This window comes from Virgibacillus phasianinus (assembly GCF_002216775.1).
GTDB lineage: Bacteria > Bacillota > Bacilli > Bacillales > Amphibacillaceae > Virgibacillus_F > Virgibacillus_F phasianinus.
Map to the genome: position 1 here is coordinate 2,016,963 of NZ_CP022315.1, position 22,291 is coordinate 2,039,253.

19 protein-coding genes are annotated in these 22,291 nt (G+C 43.5%); 14 read left to right on the plus strand and 5 right to left on the minus strand.

Annotated features, from left to right (window positions below):
• Positions 1-31: 31 nt before the first annotated feature.
• Positions 32-793 carry a transposase gene (locus tag CFK37_RS09795; RefSeq protein ID WP_089061687.1) on the plus strand — a complete coding sequence of 254 codons (762 nt, stop codon included), beginning with the start codon at positions 32-34 and terminating at the stop codon, positions 791-793.
• Positions 794-882: 89 nt separating this feature from the next.
• On the opposite strand, the gene CFK37_RS09800 is transcribed toward CFK37_RS09795, so the two are convergent.
• Both CFK37_RS09800 and CFK37_RS09805 read right to left on the minus strand, forming a co-directional pair.
• Positions 883-1,275: a ribonuclease HI family protein gene (locus CFK37_RS09800; protein ID WP_089061688.1), complete on the minus strand. Its 393-nt coding sequence runs from the start codon at positions 1,273-1,275 to the stop codon at positions 883-885.
• Positions 1,276-1,418: 143 nt separating this feature from the next.
• Positions 1,419-2,771 carry an MATE family efflux transporter gene (locus tag CFK37_RS09805; RefSeq protein ID WP_089063607.1) on the minus strand — a complete coding sequence of 451 codons (1,353 nt, stop codon included), beginning with the start codon at positions 2,769-2,771 and terminating at the stop codon, positions 1,419-1,421.
• Between the two features lie 372 nt (positions 2,772-3,143).
• Here CFK37_RS09805 and pxpB point away from each other — a divergent pair, with 372 nt between their 5' ends.
• The 5 genes from pxpB to CFK37_RS09830 all read left to right on the plus strand — a co-directional run bounded on the left by pxpB (position 3,144) and on the right by CFK37_RS09830 (position 7,930).
• On the plus strand, positions 3,144-3,845 hold the full coding sequence (gene pxpB, locus CFK37_RS09810) for a 5-oxoprolinase subunit PxpB (RefSeq protein WP_089061689.1): 702 nt from the start codon (positions 3,144-3,146) through the stop codon (positions 3,843-3,845).
• Positions 3,845-4,849 carry a 5-oxoprolinase subunit C family protein gene (locus tag CFK37_RS09815; protein ID WP_089061690.1) on the plus strand — a complete coding sequence of 335 codons (1,005 nt, stop codon included), beginning with the start codon at positions 3,845-3,847 and terminating at the stop codon, positions 4,847-4,849. Before pxpB ends, CFK37_RS09815 begins: the two co-directional genes overlap by 1 nt.
• 182 nt (positions 4,850-5,031) lie before the next feature.
• Positions 5,032-5,802, plus strand: coding sequence for a LamB/YcsF family protein (locus tag CFK37_RS09820; RefSeq protein WP_089061691.1), 771 nt, complete (start codon positions 5,032-5,034; stop codon positions 5,800-5,802).
• A 118-nt stretch (positions 5,803-5,920) separates the two neighbouring features.
• Positions 5,921-7,117 carry an NRAMP family divalent metal transporter gene (locus CFK37_RS09825; protein WP_089061692.1) on the plus strand — a complete coding sequence of 399 codons (1,197 nt, stop codon included), beginning with the start codon at positions 5,921-5,923 and terminating at the stop codon, positions 7,115-7,117.
• Positions 7,118-7,138: 21 nt separating this feature from the next.
• A complete protein-coding gene (locus CFK37_RS09830; RefSeq protein WP_089061693.1) occupies positions 7,139-7,930 on the plus strand; it encodes a putative hydro-lyase in 792 nt (263 codons plus the stop codon).
• A 51-nt stretch (positions 7,931-7,981) separates the two neighbouring features.
• On the opposite strand, the gene nhaC is transcribed toward CFK37_RS09830, so the two are convergent.
• Both nhaC and iadA read right to left on the minus strand, forming a co-directional pair.
• A complete protein-coding gene (gene nhaC / locus CFK37_RS09835; protein ID WP_089061694.1) occupies positions 7,982-9,412 on the minus strand; it encodes a Na+/H+ antiporter NhaC in 1,431 nt (476 codons plus the stop codon).
• A 20-nt stretch (positions 9,413-9,432) separates the two neighbouring features.
• Positions 9,433-10,581, minus strand: coding sequence for a beta-aspartyl-peptidase (gene iadA, locus CFK37_RS09840; RefSeq protein ID WP_089061695.1), 1,149 nt, complete (start codon positions 10,579-10,581; stop codon positions 9,433-9,435).
• Positions 10,582-10,858: 277 nt separating this feature from the next.
• Between iadA and CFK37_RS09845 the strand changes: the two genes are divergently transcribed.
• A complete protein-coding gene (locus tag CFK37_RS09845; RefSeq protein WP_089061696.1) occupies positions 10,859-12,220 on the plus strand; it encodes a GntP family permease in 1,362 nt (453 codons plus the stop codon).
• Between the two features lie 64 nt (positions 12,221-12,284).
• Here CFK37_RS09845 and CFK37_RS09850 read toward each other — a convergent pair whose 3' ends face one another.
• The gene (locus CFK37_RS09850) at positions 12,285-12,674 is read right to left on the minus strand and encodes a hypothetical protein (protein ID WP_089061697.1); all 390 of its coding nucleotides are present in this window, start codon (positions 12,672-12,674) and stop codon (positions 12,285-12,287) included.
• Between the two features lie 382 nt (positions 12,675-13,056).
• Here CFK37_RS09850 and CFK37_RS09855 point away from each other — a divergent pair, with 382 nt between their 5' ends.
• From CFK37_RS09855 to CFK37_RS09885, 7 genes are all read left to right on the plus strand, one after another.
• Positions 13,057-14,388 (plus strand): sigma-54 interaction domain-containing protein, encoded by a 1,332-nt coding sequence (locus CFK37_RS09855; protein ID WP_245837356.1) that lies wholly within the window; start codon positions 13,057-13,059, stop codon positions 14,386-14,388.
• A 253-nt stretch (positions 14,389-14,641) separates the two neighbouring features.
• Positions 14,642-16,231: an AMP-binding protein gene (locus tag CFK37_RS09860; protein ID WP_245837357.1), complete on the plus strand. Its 1,590-nt coding sequence runs from the start codon at positions 14,642-14,644 to the stop codon at positions 16,229-16,231.
• Complete coding sequence (locus CFK37_RS09865) at positions 16,200-16,988, plus strand: enoyl-CoA hydratase/isomerase family protein (RefSeq protein WP_089061698.1); 789 nt, start codon at positions 16,200-16,202, stop codon at positions 16,986-16,988. The genes CFK37_RS09860 and CFK37_RS09865 overlap by 32 nt, the downstream gene beginning before the upstream one ends.
• Positions 16,989-17,147: 159 nt before the next feature.
• Positions 17,148-18,632: a sodium/proline symporter gene (locus tag CFK37_RS09870; protein WP_245837358.1), complete on the plus strand. Its 1,485-nt coding sequence runs from the start codon at positions 17,148-17,150 to the stop codon at positions 18,630-18,632.
• Between the two features lie 89 nt (positions 18,633-18,721).
• Positions 18,722-19,159, plus strand: coding sequence for a MaoC/PaaZ C-terminal domain-containing protein (locus CFK37_RS09875; RefSeq protein WP_089061699.1), 438 nt, complete (start codon positions 18,722-18,724; stop codon positions 19,157-19,159).
• Positions 19,160-19,572: 413 nt separating this feature from the next.
• Positions 19,573-20,820, plus strand: coding sequence for a Zn-dependent hydrolase (locus CFK37_RS09880; protein WP_089061700.1), 1,248 nt, complete (start codon positions 19,573-19,575; stop codon positions 20,818-20,820).
• 63 nt (positions 20,821-20,883) lie between these two features.
• Positions 20,884-22,260 carry an NAD(P)-dependent oxidoreductase gene (locus CFK37_RS09885; RefSeq protein ID WP_089063611.1) on the plus strand — a complete coding sequence of 459 codons (1,377 nt, stop codon included), beginning with the start codon at positions 20,884-20,886 and terminating at the stop codon, positions 22,258-22,260.
• The last annotated feature ends 31 nt before the right edge of the window (positions 22,261-22,291 follow it).

Below are 22,291 nucleotides of genomic sequence, written 5' to 3' on the forward strand. Positions count from 1 at the left end.
CCCATAACTTAATAAAGAGGTGCATCCCCCTATGCCAAGAAACCCAAGAAAGAGAAGTCGTAATGGAATTTACCACATCATGCTGCGAGGTATTAACAGACAAACTATTTTTGAAGATGATGAAGACAGATTCAGGATTTTGGAAACAATCAAAAGGTATAAGACCGTTAGCAAAATAGAGGTTTATAGCTATTGTCTGATGGATAATCATATTCACTTATTAATCAGGGAGTCGGAGGAGTCCGTCTCGAAGGTCATTCAAAGAATTGGTGCGAGTTATGTTTATTGGTATAATGCCAAATATAAGCGCTGTGGACATCTATTTCAGGACAGATTCAAAAGTGAAAGTGTGGAAACAATCCCTTCCTTCTTAAGAGTTCTTCGGTACATACACCAAAACCCCGTAAAAGCTGGATTAGCGGCCAATGCGCTTGAGTGCAAATGGACAAGTATTAAGGAATATTTCGGTCATGCCAGCATGGTTGACGTCGATTTTGGTCTTCGTTTATTTACCAGTGACAGAAGCAAAGCTATCCAGTTATTTTCCGATTATATGCAACTAATAAATGATGATGATTTTATGGATGATCGAATAAGAGTGCGGTTGACAGATGAGGAAGTGAGAGACCATCTCAGTCAGCTTGGATTTCCAAATGGCAGCGCCTTGCAGCAGATGAAGCCTGCGGAAAGAAATGCAATTATTCTGGAGATGAAAGGCGTGAATGGCGTGGCAATTCGGCAGCTTTCACGGATTACAGGTATATCAAAAAGCGTTATTCACCGCATTCGCTGATGGGACGGAGGGACAGGTTTTCTGTCCCTCTAAGCGTCAGTTTACAATAGAGGACATGATTGCGGAATGGCGGGACGAGGGACCTGTCCCTACTGTCCCTCCCGGATTGCTTTTCTGGCTAGCTTGTCTGCGTGGGTATTGCTTTTTTCGGGTATCCATTTAATGAAAAAGTGGGGGAAGGTGCTCGCATCTTCTTTGATTTTCGTGAGCAGGGGAAGAAAGGTTTGGTTTTTTGTGAAATCCTTTTCTACTGTATCGACGACTAGTTTTGAATCGGAGCGGAAAGATAAAATTTCATCCTGAAAATGGGCTCGGCAGATTTCCAGTGCCTTGATAACCGCAAGAAATTCAGCCTCGTGGTTGGACATCTCACCCAAAGGAAAAGCGTATTCATAACTCTTTCCACCCGCTTTTATATAAACTCCAGCACCACTCATGCCAGGATTGCCACTCGAAGCCCCGTCCGTATATACTTCAATCACTATGCTTAACCCCCTTCTTTTGGGACGGAGGGACAGGTCCATCGTCCCTCCGTCTACTTGTGGCCCGCAGCCACAATCCAGCGCCAGAACGGAACGGACCGGACCGGACCGAACCGAACCGAACCGGGACGCGGGACCTGTCCCTATGTCCCGCCTGAACTCCCGAATAATTTTTTCTTGTGCCATTTTCCTAGGCGGTAGTAGAGGTAGGCGACTAGGCTGCTTACCAGAAAGCTTGCGCCCATTCCGATTGCTATTCCGATATCGCCGAACATGCTTGAAAATAGTGCCGTCAACGGATATCGTAGCACCCAGAATGAGATCAGGTTTAGTACCAGAACTTGGTACATTGCGCCGGATGCACGAACGATTCCGTTTAGGATAAAGTTTATCCCTAAAAACGGATAACATAGTGCGATTATCTGGAGATACTTTGTCCCGAATTCGACAGCTGTATCTTCTTGGATAAACAGTCTGACTCCGTACTCGGCAAAAAATACGACAAAAATTCCTACAATTAGCATGACAGAAAAGTTATATAGCACTCCATATTTGGCAATTTTTTTTACTCTATCCCAATCACGGACGCCAATATTCTGTCCAGCCATGCTGCTGACTGCCGTTCCTAAGGCGTGCGCGGGCAGCATCAATAGACTATCCAGTCGTTGTGCGGCACTAAAGCCTGCAACAACATCGTCGCCAAAACCTGTCACAACACTCATAATTGCTGCCACACCAGCTGATATAACGGCCATTTGTAATCCAGACGGAATACCGAGGTTCAGAATTAAAACAACTTCCTGTTGGGTCGGAATAGTCGGTACACTAAATGGCGCCAGCTTGCGATAGAGGACGTAAATGATTCCATATAGAAAAGCCAGTCCCTGAGAGATAACGGTTGCGTATGCAGCTCCAGCTACTCCAAGGTCTAAACCTGAGATGAAAAGCGGGTCAAGCACGATATTTAATGCTACCGCAATCATAACAAATCGCAGCGGTGTTTTACTATCACCCAGCGATCTAAGCACAGTGCTGATAAAGTTATATCCGAACAAAAACAGCATACCAAGAAAGTTTATTTGTAAATAGGATTTTGCCGCTGCCATCATACTTTCTGGAGTACCGAGCAGCTGTAAAAATTGTTCAGCAAAAATAAATCCCAATGCTCCAAGCGTCACAGAGAGAATGGTAAGAATGACAACAAATGCATTCAGGTAACTTTTCAGTCCAGCTTCATCGCTGCGCCCTTTTTGCTGGGACAAAATGGTTAGTGCAGCATTATTTAAGCCAATCACAAAAGAAAGCACGGTAAAAATAATTGTACTTGATACAGCAACAGCACCCAATGCACTCCCGCCAAGTAGGTTCCCGACCCACAAACTGTCCGCAAATTGATAGGAAGTCTGCAATAAATTCGTAAGCATAATCGGACCAGAAAAGATGATTAACTGCCTCAGTATGCCGCCCTCCGTAAAATCATGCTGCGTTTTTTTCATCCGAGTCACCTGCCTTTCTGCGGGACATGGGGACAGGTCCACCGTCCCGGCCCTCGCCCTATCCGGGCCTTCATCCACTGTCCCGGCATCTCGACCAGACTCAACCCCTGCCCCAGCACCGGCACCCGTAGCCCCGTGCTCAAACTCGGGCGACCAAAGCCTAAGGATCCCCAAGACAAGTCCAAGCACCCTAGCTCATCCTGCGTAAGGTAACAGATACATAGCTCCCCCATAGCCCTGGGACAAAGGACCTGTCCCCATGTCCCTTTAAAATTATTCACAAATCCTTTATAATGAAACAATCGTTATTTTCTTAATTCTTAGTATAGCATTCCCTTGATAGGTGGGGGAAATATGTTTTGAGGTGATGGAATGGAGGTAACTTATTCTCCTTTAGGTGATCGTGCCGTTGTTATTGAGGTTGCAGATGCAATCACGCCAGAAACGCAAAATCGGGTACAAGTTCTATCATCGTATTTTGATGAACACCCGCCAGGCTGGATGATTGAATATATTCCTGCCTTTACAACGGTAACTGTTTTTTACGATATTTTAAAGGTAAGTAAAAACACGCAACATCCATATAAAAAGGTTTGTGAGGAACTGGATGCAATTTTATCATCCGTACAAGGAAATCGGCAATTTGCTTCACGCACGATTGAAATCCCGGTCTGTTACGGCGGGGAATTTGGTCCGGATTTGGAGTTTGTAGCTAAACACAATGGTATCCAACCGGAAGATGTCATTGACATTCATACTTCAGGTGACTACACGATTAATATGATTGGCTTTGCTCCTGGTTTTCCTTTTGTCGGTGGCATGCCTGAAGAAATTGCAACACCCAGGCGTGATTCACCACGTCTGGCAATCCCGGAACGAACAGTCGGTATTGCGGGAAAGCAGACGGGAGTTTACCCCATCGAAACACCCGGGGGCTGGCAGTTGATTGGGCGTACGCCGATTCGCTTGTTTCGACCTGAACTGGATCCGCCAAGCTTGCTTGCGGCGGGTGATAAATTGGTATTTCGTTCCATTAGTCTAGAAGAATACAGCAATTGGGAGGAACATGATTGATGCTTAAAATAATCAAGCCGGGCCTGCTTTCAACGATTCAGGACCTTGGCAGGCATGGTTATCAGAAATTTGGCGTAATTGCGAGCGGTGTCATGGATCCGTTGGCACACAGGATTGCCAATCTCCTGGTCGGAAATGATGAGGACGCGGCAACCTTGGAAATTACCTTAGCCGGGCCAGTTATCCTCTTTGAAAAGGATGCCCTTATATCGCTGTGCGGCGGTGATTTGTCCCCAGCCATTGATGGGAAGTCCGTCCGAATGTGGCGTACAATTTTTGTGAAAAAAGGTAGTAAGCTGCAGTTCGGCGCGCACCAAAGCGGTTGCCGTACGTATTTGTCAATCGCAGGCGGATTCAAGGTCCCTGAAATAATGGACAGCAGTTCTACCTATTTACGCGCAGAAATTGGTGGGTTTCATGGTCGCGCATTAAAAGCCGATGACCGGTTGGAGACCAATTTGATGACCGACCTGTCCAAGGTAATAATGGAAGCATTAATACCCGACACGGATGAACCGTTCGGCGATATCGGCTGGTCCATCACGTCTTCCATCAGCCCATTCCTTTCCGGGGAGTCAACCATTCAGGTAATCCCGGGACGTCAATTTCATTTATTTACCAAGGAAAGTAAGCAAAACTTGTTTAAGGAATCCTATGACGTGTCCCCGCAATCTGATCGCATGGGCTACCGTTTACAAGGCGCAAAATTAAGTCTGTCAGAACCCGAGGATTTGATTTCGGAAGCAGTTGCTTTTGGCTCTATTCAGGTGCCGCCCGATGGAAATCCCATAGTTTTACTGGCTGACAGACAAACGACTGGCGGCTATCCAAAAATAGGGCAGATTGCTTCTGTTGACATGTCACTGATTGCCCAGGCCAAACCGGGCGATTCGCTTAGCTTTAAAAAAATTACAGTCGAAGCGGCGCAACAACTTTATCTGGAGCAGGAAAATAATATCCAACAATTAAAGCAGGGAATTCGGTTAAAGTTTAAAAGTGGATAAGCTAGAGTTGAGGATTGGAAAATATAAGGGATTTTGCTCTATTAGTACGAGTCAAATACCAAGTTTTTCGATCAGTTTATAAATATATAAGTTTTATCATTTGAAGAATATGCAGAACTTCGGCATCGCAATTAAAGCCGAAGTAAAAAAACAACATTTTTAAAAATAATGAGGTGGATAATATGGCAGATATTGTAGATTTGAATTGTGATTTGGGAGAAAGCTTTGGAGCATACAAAATTGGTAATGATGAGGAAATTCTGGATTATGTGACCTCGGCCAATATTGCCTGTGGCTTTCATGCGGGTGATCCAGCAACCATGCGCAAGACTGTTAAGCTTGCTCTGAAAAAAGATATTGGAATTGGTGTCCATCCGGGGCTTCAGGATCTGATTGGATTCGGTCGCCGGAATATGAACATTACACCGCAGGAGGCCTATGATCTCGTTGTTTACCAAATTGGTGCTTTGCACGGATTTGTGCGAGCGGAAGGCGGTAAACTGCAGCATGTGAAGCCACATGGCGCCCTGTTCAACATGGCAGCAAAAAACGCGGTACTTTCAGAGGCTATTGCCGAAGCGGTTTATCAAGTGGATCCAGAACTCATTTTGTTTGGACTAGCAGGATCTGAATTGGTAAAAGCAGGAGAGAAAACCGGGCTTCGTACGGCGCATGAGGTTTTTTCAGATCGAACCTATCAGGAAGACGGCTCACTTACTTCACGTCAGGAAAAAAACGCCTTAATCACTGATCATCAGGTTGCCATCAATCAAGTCATCCGCATGGTGAAGGAAAATAAGGTGGAGTCCACTAAAGGTTCAGATGTTTTAATCAAGGCACATACCGTATGTATTCATGGTGACGGCAAATCCGCATTGGAATTTGCCAAAAAAATACCACAAGCACTACGCAGCGAAAACATCGAAGTAGCCAAAATAGGAGACTTTCTATAGCGGGACATGGGGACGGGACACGGGGACAGGTTTCTTGTCCCTAAAACATAGGGACAAGAAACCTGTCCCTCCGTCCCACCACAAAGATGAAAAACTGTACAGAGGGGAACTAACTATCATGAGAAATAACCAAAAATCGAATTTAAGCGTGTACATGGGTGCAGTTTTTCTAATGGCTACATCTGCTATTGGACCTGGATTCTTAACACAAACAACTGTTTTTACTGAAAAACTGATGGCAAGCTTCGGTTTTGTAATTTTAATTTCCATAGGGATTGATATAATAGCGCAACTGAATATTTGGCGAATCATTGCTGTTTCCGAAAAACGTGCACAGGATATTGCAAACGCTGTATTACCGGGACTTGGTTACATTCTTGCCATATTAATCGTCGCCGGTGGGCTGGCATTTAATATTGGAAACATTGCGGGAGCCGGCCTCGGAACAAATGTCCTATTCGGCATCTCGCCCAAAACTGGTGCACTGCTAAGCGGAGTGCTGGCAATCGGAATTTTTCTCGTGAAAGAAGCAGGGCGTCTCATGGACCGTTTCACACAACTGCTTGGATTTGTCATGATTGGCTTAACCATCTACGTGATGTTTACCGCTCAACCACCCGTGGGAGAAGCGGTTGTTAACACGTTTGTTCCAGCAAAAATTGATATTTTAGCGATTGTTACCATAGTCGGCGGAACGATTGGTGGCTATATCACCTTTGCTGGCGGTCATCGCTTAATTGATGCCGGTATTAAAGGGAAGGAAATGCTGCCAGAGGTGACGAAGAGCTCGGTTCTAGCGGTTGGTGTAGCATCAATTATGCGAATTTTCCTGTTCCTGGCGGCGCTTGGAGTTGTTGCCACAGGGTTCGTGCTTGATCCCGGAAATCCCCCGGCATCCGTTTTCCATCAGGCGGCAGGTAATGTTGGGTATAAATTATTCGGTATTGTCATCTGGGCAGCAGCGATCACTTCTGTAGTAGGAGCAGCGTATACTTCTGTTTCTTTTATACGAACGTTCAGCCCGCTGCTGGAAAAATATCATAAATACATTATCGTCGGATTTATTGCGGTCTCCACTGTTGTATTTTATTTTGTAGGACAACCGGTAAAAATTCTCGTTTTGGTAGGATCGCTTAATGGACTGATTTTGCCGATTGCACTTGGTGTTATGCTAGTTGCGGCTTATCGATCCAAAATAGTAGGTGATTACAGACATCCGAAATGGATGACGTTAACTGGTATAATCGTTGTTATTGCCATGGCTATTATGGGCTTGTATTCTTTATTTAACGGAATTCCGCAGTTATTTGAGTAAGAAAAAATAGGGGGCTTCACAATGAACGATAGGAAATTGTTTCTTCCAGAAGAAGCACGCCAGCTGATTCGCGGTGGTGAGTGGTCGAAGCCGACATCAGGTTTAGCAAACGGCTATATTCAGGCAAATCTAGCAGTTCTGCCAAAAGAGCTGGCATTTGAGTTCCTGCTCTTTTGTCAGCGTAATCCGAAAGCCTGTCCAATTATCGATGTCACCGAACCTGGCTCTGCTATTCCAGTGTTAGCTGCACCAGGAGCAGATTTGCAGACGGATATACCAAGGTATCGCGTTTATCGAAATGGTGTTTTTATAGAAGAGAAAGCGGACATTGCGGATATATGGACAGAAGACATGGTCGGGTTTCTGATTGGCTGCAGCTTTACATTTGAAGAAGCATTGCTGGAAAACGGCATCCCGATCCGCCACATCGAGGAAGGCTGTAATGTACCTATGTATCAAACTAATATTCCTACGGTAAAAGCCGGCCCATTCGAAGGCCCAACCGTAGTCAGTATGCGGCCAATGCCAGAAAAAGATGTTGTTCGCGCTGTCCAGGTTACAAGCCGCTTCCCATCTGTCCACGGCGCACCCGTTCATATAGGAAATCCGGAAAGCATCGGCATTACCAACATAAACAATCCGGATTTTGGTGATAAGGTCACTATCAAAGAAGGCGAAGTTCCCGTTTTCTGGGCCTGCGGTGTAACCCCACAGGCAATCGCGATGCATGTAAAGCCGGAGATTATGATCACCCATTCACCAGGGCATATGTTTATTACCGATTTGAAGAATGAGAAATTTAGTGTGATGTAGAGGTGGAGTGTTTCTGGTTCTGGCTTTGAGGTGGGACATAGGGACAGGTTCCTAACTAGCCTTTTCTTTCCGTGACTCCTCGCTAATTTTCTTAATTCCAATTCCTGTATAGCCCAAAATAATGGCGATTATAAATCCTGTGTAGCACAGGATAGCCCACGGGGCATAACTCAAAGTAGGTACACCTAGTACTCCGGCCATGTATACACCTGCTGACGACCAGGGAATTAGCGGAACTACTACTGTACCAGAGTCTTCCAATGTTCTTGATAAATTTTTTGCCTGCAAATTTTTCTTTTTATATGTTTCTTTAAACAGCTCACCTGGAACAATAATGGAAAGGTAAGAGTTACCTGTTACAAGTGCCATTGTTATACATGAGGCAACCGTTGATAAAATAAGATCCCCAGTCTTTTTTACGACCTTCAATAAAGCGTCCATTATGACATCCAGGGCACCTGCCTTTGTAATAATACCGGCAAAGGCAAATGCACTAAAAGCAATCAAAATAACACTTGTCATAGACTGCATTCCGCCTTGATTTACCAATCTTGTTACTTCAAAAATTACTCCCTCGGAATCGAAGCCAGGCTTGTTAACCATGGAAACGTCAAATCCGGTAACAACGGAAGCAAAGATATCTGTTAACGAAAATCCCTGATATAAATTTGCGATGATCCCGGCAAGAATCGATGAAAAAATAATAGTAGGGAGTGTAGGTTTTTTTGTGATTGAGCCGTAAAGAACCACAATTGGCGGTAATAATAATAAAAGATTCCAATCAAACATCTCGCCTAAGGTTTGCAGCATGGCGCTTGTTTCTTCCGGAGTCGAAACCCCATTATCCGACAAGTTAAATCCAACAAATGTATAAACAATCATGGATATAACTGCAGCTGGAATTGTTGTATAAAGCATATGTTTTATATGTTCATATAATTCACTTCCGGCAGCAATGGGAGCAAGGTTTGTTGTATCTGATAATGGTGAAAGTTTATCACCGAAATACGATCCAGCAACAATTGCGCCCGCTGTTGCAGGTAATGATGCACCTAAGCCGATGGCGATCCCCATTAGCGCAACTCCGACAGTGCCGGCTGATCCCCAGGATGTACCGGTCACAATGGAGATGATGGCCGTAACTACGAATGCAATAAGAACGATGAACCTTGGATTAATCAATTCCAATCCATAATAAATCATCATTGGAATCGTTCCAGAAATCATCCAGGTTCCGATCAAAATACCTATCGAGATTAATACTAGTATCGCAGGCATTGCCATATCAAGTTTTTCACGAATGCCGAGCATCATTTCATCCCAGCCAACACCGACACGCAGCGCGATAAATCCGGCAAAGATGGATGCAAGTATTAATAGAGGTTCCGGACTAAACCCGTACACCCCGTAGCCAATTGCTAAAAGGAATAACATCATGATAATTGGTATAAAAGCTTCAAGTAAGGTTGGTTTTCTTTTCATTCTGTTCATCCTTTCTAAGGTTATTCAAACGTTCCTGTTACCAGAATTCTTTTTTCTTTAAGCATATGCTGTCCTTTTGCAAGGACATGTTCAAGTTCAAATGTAGTTTTGTCCATCATTAAAATATCGGCATCGAAGCCTTCTTTTAAGGACCCCTTTTTTTCTAACCGAAGTGCCCTAGCCGTGTTCCGGGTCACAAACGAAAGTACTTCTGATATTGGTAATTGATAATCCTTAATGGCAGAAGTGATTTGGTTGTATAAGGTCTGTTGGGAAGCCACCCCAAATCCGATTAATTCTCCTTTTGCATTGAATTTAGGTAAACTGCCATTCCCATCCGACGATAAGCTAAGCTGTTCTATATCCCCATTATTTTCCTTATAATATTGGATCCACTTTCCTGAATCTTTGTCGGCCGTAATATCTACAAAAGCTCCCTTATTAGCCAATGCTATCGCGTCATTGACAAGTTCCCTGCTTCTGGTAATATGCGTCGCATAAATGTTAGCGGGTGGAATCTCATAATCTTCCAAAAGGGTATGTAAAAATTTCAAACGCTCTTTACCGATCCCGACATGAAAATGAGTGACGCCTGCCTTTTTGCTCAATAAGCCCCCAATTCTTGCCTCCGCAACTAACTTTGCAACTTCCTGAATAGCGGGTTGAGCCGATCGTGAATCTGAAATTGCAATTTCCCCAGCCCCGATAATCTTATCAATAAGAATAATGTCATCTTTCACTGATGACGTTATGGTAGGAGTGGGTATGTGATAATTGCCAGTATAAATGTAAGTTGTTATACCCTCTTCCTCAAGCCCTCGTGCTTTTGCTAGCAAGGAGGTCATGTGTCTTGTTGTGCCGTCAGTTCCGAGACAACCAACAACAGTGGTAATCCCCGAGCTTATTACGCCACTTAATTGAAGTTCGGGTGTTCTGGTTGCAAATCCACCTTCTCCACCGCCTCCGATTAAATGCACATGAGGATCGATTATGCCGGGTGCAACAATTAACCCACTGGCATCAATCACTTCTACATCTAAGGGTAGATTTGCGAGATCAGCTTCATTAATTTCTCCTATTTTAGCTATTTTGTCATTGATTAGCAGGATGCTTTGGCTCCCTATGTAGTCTGGTGTATAGATTTCACCGTTCTTAATTAGTGTAATCATGATGAAACTCCTTTCTTTGACTCATTGAAATATTCTAAAAAATAATATTAATCTAATATAGTATATGTTTTGGTGAATTACAAGGTAGATTAATTGAATGACCGATGGGTGTGATGAGCATTTACATCAATCGGATTGATCAGACTAAATGACTGCAATGGCGGGACGCGAGACCTGTCTCCGTGACCCATGCGAATACATTGATACAATCCTTAATATTATGTAGTTAGACGGAGTTGTTTGCAGGGAACAACTTTACTAAATAAGGGGTGAAAATATGGATGGTTTTGGTCTTATAGTATTAATTGTTGTTAGTGTGCTGTTTATTGTTTTTGCTACCGCGAAATTAAAGCTGCATCCGTTTCTATCGCTATTAATTGCAGCATTTGGCATTGGTATTTTAGCTGGTCTTCCCCTTTCAACCGTTATTGAAGCTGTTAATAATGGTTTTGGCGGATTGATGGGCAGTATTGGTCTGGTTATTGTTTTCGGTACAATTATTGGAGTGATTTTGGAAAAGTCAGGTGCGGCATTACGTATGGCCGAGGTTGTTTTGCGGATTGTCGGGGAAAAGCGGCCGCAAATGGCAATGAGCCTCATCGGCGCTATCGTAAGTATTCCGGTATTCTGTGACTCGGGCTATATCATTTTGTCTTCCTTACAAAAAGCACTTGCAAAACGGGCAAAAGTAGCGATTGCTTCAATGGCAATTGCGTTAGCAACCGGTTTGTTTGCTACCCACACACTTGTCCCGCCAACACCCGGGCCGATCGCAGCCGCTGGCAATATTGGCGCGGAAGATTATCTTGGCACGATTATTTTAATGGGTATTATTGTATCCATTCCGGCAATAATTGCGGGTTATTTATGGGCAATGAAGGTAGGGACGAAAATCAAGGTCGAGGGTGAAGATGATGAAGAACTGGCATATGATTATGATACTATTTTAAAAGAATTCGGTGAAATGCCATCAACGGTTAAATCATTTGCACCGATTGTTATTCCGATTCTATTAATCGCGTTTAGTTCTGTTATTTCCTTTGCAGGATGGACCGGTACGATTTTTGACATATTATTATTTCTTGGATCGCCAGTAGTTGCACTATTAATTGGGGTCCTATTCGCGTTCTTACTGTTGCCGGAGTATAACGAAAAAACAATGACAGAGTGGGTTGGAATCGCTATTAAGGAATCAGCACCAATTCTCCTGATTACCGGTGCAGGTGGCGCCTTTGGTTCCGTTATTAAAGCTACTCCTGTCGCAGATTTTATCCAAGGATTTGGTGAAAATGCGTTTTTTACAGGGGCAATGTTTGTGTTTATTCCATTCTTAATCGCTGCAGCCTTAAAGTCAGCACAGGGATCCTCAACAGCGGCGTTAGTCATTACCTCTACATTGGTCGCGCCGCTGCTTCCGCAATTAGGCATAACTGGAGCAGTACCGCTTGCATTAGTGGTTATGGCTATTGGAGCCGGGGCAATGGTAGTATCCCACGTGAATGATAGCTATTTCTGGGTCGTTAAAGAGTTTAGCGGTATGTCAGTGACACAAGCATATAAAGCCCAAACAGCCGGAACACTGATTCAAGGCGTTGTGTCCATAATCGTGACATTTATTTTGTGGGTGATTTTGGTTTAGCGGGACGGAGGGACAGGTTCCGCGTCCCAGGGCGGGACAAGGAACCTGTCCCTCCGTCCCGCCCTTATTTTCTTTTGACCATTTTAACGATAATATAAATGATTACGGCCAGTACGAAATAAATCATGAAGAACACGAGAAACCCCCATAATCCCATCACGGCATCGGCGAATTCCATATTGCCGCGATTGGTTACCGCCTGCTGCAATTCTATTGCAAAGACCAGGACGACCATAACGGTGAATGTATAGATGAATGATAGAATTGTGATACTCCATTTCATTGCTTCGATTATCTTGAAGCAGACATATACAAAGAAGAAAGTGATAATCCCGATGATGCCTATAATCCAAAAGTGGAGTTCCTTGTCCGTCATTTGCAGACCAAACATATCGATTAACGTATCATGAATGTTATTTATAATGCCTGCCAAAGTTAATATAATTTCCCTCATCAAAATTCCTCCGCTTGATTTCATAGATTAATAGTACTTATTTTACTATATAATTATGGTCCTGTGGTTATGATTGTTTAATTTGGGACTTGGGGACAGGTCCCTTGTCCCACTGGGAACTCGAGAGAAGAGGCTGCTAACCCGGGCAAGATTGCAGTGAACCGGTGACAGCCTGGCGAACTCAGGCCACAATACAGCAAACCCGGGAGACGCACAGTGGGACAAGGAACCTGTCCCCGCGACCCAGCCGCAACCCAACCCCACGGCCCACACCCAACCCCACGCCCACATCTCACCTGTGCTAAAATAGGTTTATAGTATGTGTGTTTAACAGTGGGGTGGTGTTGTGGAAACTGGGGTGCGTTTTTTTGAAGAGGGGAATGTGAAGCGTTTTTTTGAGAGTGTCTATGATGGGGTTGTGATTGTGGATCGTGATGGGATTATTGAATATATGAGTGCTAATTATTGCCGCTTCCTCGGGGTAACGGAAAGCGATGCAACTGGTGCACATGTGGAAATGATTATTGAGAACACGAGGATGCATATTGTTGCTAAGACGGGAAAGGACGAAATCTCTGATTTGCAGCTGGTCAGGGGTAGTTATGTGGTAGCAAACAGGATTCCAATTTTCGATAATAATGAAGTGGTAGGTGCGATTGGTACGGTTATTTTCAGTGACCTGGAGAAGTGGAAGAAAATGAATGTGCATATTAAAAATCTTCTTACGGAATTGAATTTCTATCAACAGGAATGGAATAAGACGAATGGCGTCAACTACTCGCTGCAGGACTTAGTCGGGAGATCGGTTAAAATTCTCGAATTAAAGGACAGGGTTTTGAAGCTTGCCAGCGGCGATATTTCGGTTTTAATCAGAGGCGAAAGCGGTACGGGGAAAGAATTGATTGCCCACAGTATTCATCAGTTGAGTGAGCGCAGCCGCAAACAGTTTGTAAAGGTTAATTGCGGTTCAATCCCGGAACATTTGCTGGAATCGGAACTTTTTGGGTATGTGGAGGGCGCCTTCACGGGCGCTAAAAAAGGTGGGAAGATGGGCAAATTTAAGTTCGCTGATGGTGGGACCATTTTTCTTGATGAAATTGGCGACATGCCTGATTACATGCAGGTTAAATTGCTGCGTGTTCTGCAGGAGAAAGAAATTGAACCGGTCGGTGCGCTGCAATCAGAGAAGGTTGATGTCCGCATTATAACCGCTACCAACATGCCTATTGAAAAAATGATCGAGCTTTCCGAGTTTCGCGAGGATTTATTTTACCGGATCAATGCTGCACAGCTTGTACTCCCGCCATTACGGGAACGCAGGGAGGACTTAAGTATTCTCGCGTATCATTTTCTAAAAAAGATTACTACCCGAATGGGTAAGCGAATTAACTTGATTGATGAGGATGCAATGGCACTGATTAACCACTATCATTGGCCAGGCAACATTCGGGAGTTGGAAAATGCTATTGAAGTTGCTGTTCATCTATCTGAAGGTGATACGATTGATATTCATTCCCTGCCAAGTTATTTAACAACCAGTCATGACAATACGGAGAATAAACCGTTAAAAGAATTAATGGATGACACAGAGAAAAGTATTATCGAGCGGGAATTAAAGAAGCATCATTATGATAAATTGAAGGTGGCTGAGGTTTTAGGGATTGGCAAATCGAGCCTTTATGCCAAAATAAAAAAGTATTATATTTCGTGTTGATTTTTGCCGTAAATTCCGGATTGTTGGAATCCATTCCAATAATTCGGAATTTTCTTATTGGTATGCTTGTCACGGCGTAATTGCTATCTGTCTAACGATCATTCCAGAATATTGGAAAACCCCAATTTCATAAGGCGTTGAATTGCTGTCCATAATGGATTTTTATAGTTGGCACGTTATTTGCATTAATAGAAGGAAGGAAATGCAAGCCGATTTTCAATATGTATGCGCTTACAAAGAAGGGGGTAATCGTTTGGATTTAGGTTATATGACAAGAGGAGTTATGCACCACGGGAATCAATCGGATCAAAGAAAAGTGGCACTCCAGCTTGAAAAAGAGGCATCGTGGTCATACGAGCAACTGGATTATTTTTCAAACAGCTATGCGAATAAGCTGAAAGAGCTGGGCGTTGAAAAAGGTGATCGCGTGGGAATTCTGCTGTACAACTGCCTGGAATATTTCGGTCTGTATTTTGCCGCAGCTAAGCTCGGTGCGATTGCTGTCAGGTTGAATTTTCGTCTGTCGAGTGATGAATTTCAATATGCTCTAAACGATTCGGGAGTAAAGGTACTATGCTTTCATTCGGGTATTGCCAGCCGACTGGAAGGGCTTCGTGATGAAGTTGCGGTTCAGGAATATATTTGTCTGGCAAATACTGGCCAGCCGAGTCCGGACTGGGCGCTGGACTTTGATGTGTTGAATTGCAGCAGTGCAGCTGAACTGGATACGGATTCTATTAAAATGGATGATCCGGTTATGTTGATGTATACATCCGGCACGACTGGAAGGCCAAAGGGCGCAGTTTGGACCCACGCAAATACATATTGGTTTTCCGCGATACAGGTGATGAAATGGAATTTTACCGGACAGGAAATTGGTATGACAGCAGGGCCACTCTACCATGTTGGCGCGATGGAAGATATTGCCCTGCCGATTCTGCTGGCAGGTGGAACCGTGATCATTACAAAAAGCAAGGGATTCGATATCAACCGAGTGTTAACAGTTATGGAGGATGAAAAGGTAAGTGATTGTTTTCTGTATCCATTTATGATTTACGAAATGCTGAATGAAGCAGCTGATTCTTTGGAATTAAAAAATTTGAAACACATTTATACAGGTGGCGATTCGTTAATGCCGTGGGCGGTCGAAAAAATGTATCAAAGGTATCCACATATTGGTATCAGCCAGGTTTATGGATTAACAGAGGGTACACCGATTGCAGCTTCACTGGATCCTAGCGATGTTGTTAGTAAAGGACATACCGTCGGCAAGCCGTTGCCATTAACCGATATAAAAATTGTCGATGAAACCGGAAATTCGCTTGCAGTTGGTGAGATAGGTGAGATCGCAATTAAGGGCCCTGTTGTTTCCAGTGAATACTGGCAAAAACCTGAAGCAACAGCCGAGACTTTTATTGATGGCTGGTGCTATACCGGTGATCTTGGAAACTTTGATGAAGATGGCTATTTGACAATTGCCGGCCGCAAGAAAGATATGATTCGCAGCGGCGGTGAGAACATTTACGCAGCAGAAATTGAGGATGTGTTAATGCGACAGGAAAAGATTGTTGATGCGTCGATCATTGGCATTCCTGACGCCAAATATATCGAGGCGGTCTGCGCCATTATTGTAAAAAAGGAGGGGGTCAATCTAACGGAATCAGAGGTGATTGATTATTGTAAGGAGCGGCTGGCAAGTTATAAAAAGCCGCGTAAGGTTGTCTTTGTTGATGAATTGCCAAGAACGCCATCCGGCAAAGTGCAAAAGTTTTTGTTAAGAAAAACGTATGGCGAAAAGGGTGGTGTTGGACATGAAGAAACAACCGGTCGTAACATGGTTTAAACAAAGGAAAATCGCTACCATTGTCATCGATAATCCACCAGTAAATGTTCTGAGTGGGGATGTGATCCTTCAGTTGGCAGAAGTGATTGGGGAAATTGAAGCAGATGAGTCAATTTCAGTAGTCATCCTGACCGGTGGTGGAGAGAAGATGTTTGTAGCGGGCGGAAATATTAAGGAATTTCCAGATTGGACTGGTAAAGGTGTTGATTATGCAAAAGAAAAGTCACTTGGTTTACAGCATCCGTTGAATAAATTAGAAAGGCTGGCAGTTCCTACGATTGCTGCATTAAATGGTTCAGCATTGGGAGGGGGCTGTGAGCTCGCCATGTCCTGTGACCTGCGGATAGCAGAAGAACAAATCCAGATCGGCCTTCCGGAAATTACGCTAGGATTGTTTCCCGGGGCAGGGGGAACGCAACGGCTTCCAAGGCTAGTCGGAAAGGCGAAAGCGAAGGAACTGATATTCACTGGCAGGCTTTTATTGGCTGATGAGGCAATGGCTACCGGTCTTGTGACTAAGATCGTAGGTGAAGGGGAGTCCATGAACGTAGCACTGCAGCTAGCTGAAAAAATCTCTAGCTTTTCAAAGGAGGCTCTTTTGTTCGCGAAAAAATCAATAGACGATGGGTATGAACTTTCGTTAGCTGACGGACTTCAATTGGAAGCGAAGAATTTTGGGCATGTTTTTCAAACTGAAAATGTAAAAGTAGGAATTAATGCTTTTATTGAGAAGCAGAAACCTAATTTTAACAGTTAGCAGCGGCAAGAACTTTTAAACAATAGGGGTGGGTATTGATATGTTTGGATTGTCACCGTTAATGACATTTATGTTTTTTATATTTTGGCCAGCATCAATAATTGCTGCATGGCTTTGGGGGATATTCGCATTCAGGAACCATGAGGGAGAGGATAGTTAGTGGAGGGGCATAACATTATATTGCTAATCGGTGTCTTATATTTACTTGTGATTATGGGGATAGGATTGTACTCGATGAAGCACCAAAAGGACATGGACACGTATTACACTGGCGGACGCAGATTTGGTCCGTGGCTTGTTGCTCTGGCTGTATCATCGACAACAATGTCAGGCTACGGCTTCATCGGGCTGACTGGGCTGGTTTACGCTAACGGCTACCCTGTCTTTATGATTGGTATTTTTGCAACAGCGGGTATTTTTGTCAGCTTCTTAATCCTTGCCAAGCCAATGCGTAAAATAGCCGAGAAGTTTGGTTCCATGACTATCCCGGATATTTTGGAAGTTCGCTACAACAGTAAAGCTGTCCGCGGCATTACAGCACTTGCTATTCTTGGTGGCGCAATTGGGTACCAGATGGCGCAGTATAAAGCGCTTGGAAATATGCTGCAAACTGTTCTTGGCGTGAATTATGAATTAGCATTGTTTATCGGGGTAGCAATCTTAACCGTTTATGTTGTTGCAGGTGGCATGATCAGTGCCGTTTGGACCGACCTGATTCAAATGATTGTCATGGTGGTCGGTTCGTTAATCGTATTTATTGGCGGCATGAAAATGGTTGGGGGCATGAACCAATTGAATGCAGAGGTTTCTGCAATTAACCCGGATATGGTTAACGCCTATCATACTGCAGGTCCAATTGGCATCTTTGCATTTATTTCCTACTTTTTTATTTACGTGATCGGGCATCAAGGACAGCCACACGTGGTATCGAAGTTCTACATGATCAAGAAGGTATCGATGCTGAAGTGGGCATGTGTGATTGCGGCATCAACCTATGCCATTACAGCATTGCTGTGGTTTGTCGGACTGTATACGAAGGTGATGGTTGAACGCGGGGAAATGGCAGCACCATCGTCCCCCGACCTTGTTGCGCCACTATTCATCGAAAACTTTTTCCATCCTGTTGTGGCGGGACTGATTTTCGCAGCTGTTATGGCCGCAATCATGTCGACAAGTGAGGCGTTTTTATTAGTCGCTAGTTCTTCAATTGTCAGGGATATTTACCAGCAAATTTACAAAAAAGGTGAAAAAATACCGCAAAAGAAGGAGCTTGCCTTATCAAGGTGGATTACCTTATCTGTAATCGTACTAACCTTTTTGCTGTCCATTAACCCACCAGATTTGGTTGGCTGGCTGGGGAATGCTTCATGGGGGATTTTCGTTGCCTCACTTGTCCCAGTTTTAAGTATCGGAATATATTGGAAGCGGGCAACTCGAATTGCCGCTATTTGGTCTTCCGCACTAGGATTCGTATTCAGTATCGGACTATACATTTTAAAAGTGAAAGAAATATACGTCCCAGCCCTTGATACCGGTGCAATTGCCCTAATCATCTCAACCGTATCCTTTGTCGGAATATCACTGATCACCAAACCAGAAGCAAGCCAAATCTTCGAAAAGAAAACAGAAAAACAATCAGCTTAAGTGGGTCTGAGGGACAGGTTCCTTGTCCCTGGTCGGGACAAGGAACCTGTCCCCGCGTCCCAATTGAAACAATAGGGGGTTGACAGTCAGTGCTTGATAAAAAATATGATTACTATGAAGTGGGGGAAACCTGGACTTCAAGAGGGCGTACGATTACGGAAACAGATCTTGTCATGTTCTCCGCGTACAGTGGGGACTGGTACCCACTTCATACGGATAAAGAGTATGCCGAAAAGAATACCCCGTATCAGCAACGGATTGCGCATGGAATGCTTGTTTTGTCCGTTGCGATGGGGCTGCAGATTATGGAACCAGGGGTAGTCGCTGCTTTTTATGGCATTGAGCACCTGCGCTTCACTAAACCAACATTTATTCATGACACAATTCATGTTGAACTTGAAGTTACCGATTTGCTCGACAAGGAAAACGGCACGGGTGTTGTAACAATAAACCAAAAGGTAGTGAAACAAACGAACGAGATTGTGTCGAACGGTGTTTTGAAGATATTGGTTAATAAAGAAATGTAAATTTAAGAAAAGCCCTTTGAATAGGAAGCTGTTAGTGCCAATGTACATCAATATATTGCCATAAGCAGTAGGGGGCTTTTTTCTATCTCATACCCTCGTTTCCCAGTCCGCATTGACCGCATTAGCTGAAAATAGAACCGATCCCTCCGTCCACAGCATGGACTAAATGTTAAATGAAGTGGTAGATTGCTATACATATTGTACATTGTGATCACTTTTTTCCTATTGTAAAGTAAATATATATCAATTTGCATTTTGCAATTGGATTATGCAAGTATAATTAAATTTAACTGAATTTTTGGAAGAGACTTTAAAATCCGCGGAAAAACCTGAAGGCTTGTGTAATAATTAAATAATTAGGTACTGGATTACACCTAATATTTGATTTCTACCTATAAGGGAGGTTGTATTAGATGAAAAAAGAAGGGCTGTTAATTAATGGCGAAAGACTTAAGAATACGATGGAACGTTTTGCTGATTTTGGACGGACCAAAAACAACGGAGTAACTCGTCTAGCGTTATCTGAAGAAGATGGCTTAGCGAGGGACTTTTTTTGTTCTTGCTGTGAGGAATTAGGTCTGTCTGTCAAGGTCGATGACATGGGGAATATTTATGCAACGCTTGAAGGTGTTGAAGATAAGCCGCCAATCGTTATAGGATCACACCTGGACTCCGTAAAGAAAGGCGGCAGATTCGATGGAGTTTTGGGGGTATTAGCTGGATTAGAGGTAATTCGAACATTAGTTGAAAACGAGATTAAACCGCAAATTCCTGTCACAGTTGTAAACATTACAAATGAAGAAGGTGCAAGATTTGAGCCCTCAATGATGTCGTCAGGCGTTCTTTCTGGAAAGTTTGAAAAATCCACTATGATGAATAAAGTGGATGCAGGGGGAGTCGTGTTTAAGGATGCACTGCAGTCAATCGGATACTCTGGTGACTACAAGAATCGTCTTGAAGAGGCCACTGCTTTTTTGGAGTTACATATTGAACAAGGTCCAATTCTGGAGCGGGAATCTACTTCTATTGGGGTTGTTGAATGTGTCCTAGGAATGGTTTGTTATGAAATAGAAGTAACTGGTGAATCAGACCATGCAGGAACAACACCTATGAATATGAGGAAGGATGCTCTTTTCGGGACAAATAATTTAATTGCAGAAGCCCGCAGGAAATTGAATGCCCTTGATAATAATTTAGTGTATACAATGGGAAGATTGAATGTTTATCCGAATGTACACACGGTTATCCCGAATAAAGTTGTCTTTTCACTTGAAGCAAGACACCAGAATCCGGATACGATTAACCAAGTAGAGGACATCATCCAGGAACTTACTCAGTCATCTGCAAAAGAGGGCTGTGATGTTAAGGTTAGAAAGTTATGGGGACGGGATACTGTTTGGTTCAATAATGAGGTGGTTGATCTACTAGAGGAATCCACAAAGTCACTGGGATATTCCTATAAAAAAATGGTTAGCGGGGCTGGTCATGATGCACAGTTCTTAGCAAGCTATATCCCTTCTGCAATGGTCTTTGTTCCAAGTATTAATGGAAAAAGCCATGCCGAAGACGAACTGACTGAATGGGAAGATTGTGTAAAAGGGGTTAATGTTTTACTTGAAACTGCTTTGAAAATGTCGACAAGCGGAAAGCGCAGCTATTGATTTTATACAGACTATAAAACAATCTAGGCCACATGTAAAAATGAGGAGGGCGTCATTATGCATATGAACCGATTTAGGGATAAAACGACTTCACTGAAGGATTTATCGCTTAATTTCAATGAGATTGAACCTGATTTATCACCTAAGGAAGCTATGGATGAATCAAATCGATGTCTTTACTGTTACGATGCACCTTGTATTACAGCCTGTCCGACAGACATTAATATTCCATCTTTTATTAAAAAGATTGCCTCTGGAAATATGAAAGGATCAGCTAAAGTCATTATGGAGGCAAACCCAGTGGGAGCAAGCTGTTCACGAGTATGCCCAACGGAAGACCTTTGCGAAGGTGCCTGCGTGTTAAACGATGCCTCTTTACCTATCATGATTGGGAATTTGCAGCGACACGCAACAAACTGGGCAATAAAAAATAATGAACAATTGTTTGAAGCTGGTGAAGATAATGGAAAAACAGTTGCAATTGTAGGTGGTGGGCCTGCTGGCTTATCTGCTGCCCGAGAACTTGCCCGTCTTGGATTTAAAGTAACTATTTTTGAAGCAAAAGAACATGCCGGTGGACTTGATACGTACGGTATTGTTTCGTTCCGTTTGCCACAGGAAGTGTCATTATGGGAAGTGGAGCAAGTAGAAAAACTGGGTGTTGAGATCCGTACGAATACAATGATTGGAAGAGATATTTCTGTAAATGAAATTGAAAACGCTTACGATGCAATTGTGCTGGCAGTTGGGTTGTCTAAAGTCCCGATGCTTGGTATAGAAGACGAGGATGCGAACGGCGTTTACGACGCAATTAATTTTGTTGAAACGACAAAGACACCACCGATGCGTGAGGATTTTATTGGAAAGAAAGTTGCCATCATTGGTGCAGGGAATACAGCGATTGATGCCGCTACTTGTTCTGTTCGCTTAGGTGCAAGTGATGTAAAAATGCTGTATCGGCGGACACAAGCTGAAATGACGGCATATGAATTCGAATATGAGTTTGCCAAGCAAGAGAGTGTTGCATTTAGCTGGTTAACGCAACCGACGAAGATTTTGACAGATAGTGAAGGAAAGGTTACGGCGCTAGAGTGTATCCGCATGGAACTTGGAGAAGCGGATGTTTCCGGTCGCCGTCGTCCATCCCCAATCAAGGATTCAGAGTTTACGATTGAGGTGGATGCAGTGATTAAGGCTATTGGTCAATCACGTTTTGTGGATTTGATTGAAGAATTTGATCTCAGTCATGATCGAGGTGTTGTGAATATCGATTCTGATACACATCAAACTTCAAATCCAAAGGTATTCTCAGCGGGTGATGTAGTTTTCGGTAATGGTCAGGGAGAGGCGATGGTCGTCGAAGCGGCGGAACAAGGGAAATTAACCGCTTATTCGATTTACAAAGAATTGATTGGTGAAAGTGAAACTGTAAATGCTTAACGAATTATCATCAATTTACGGGAGGTATTTT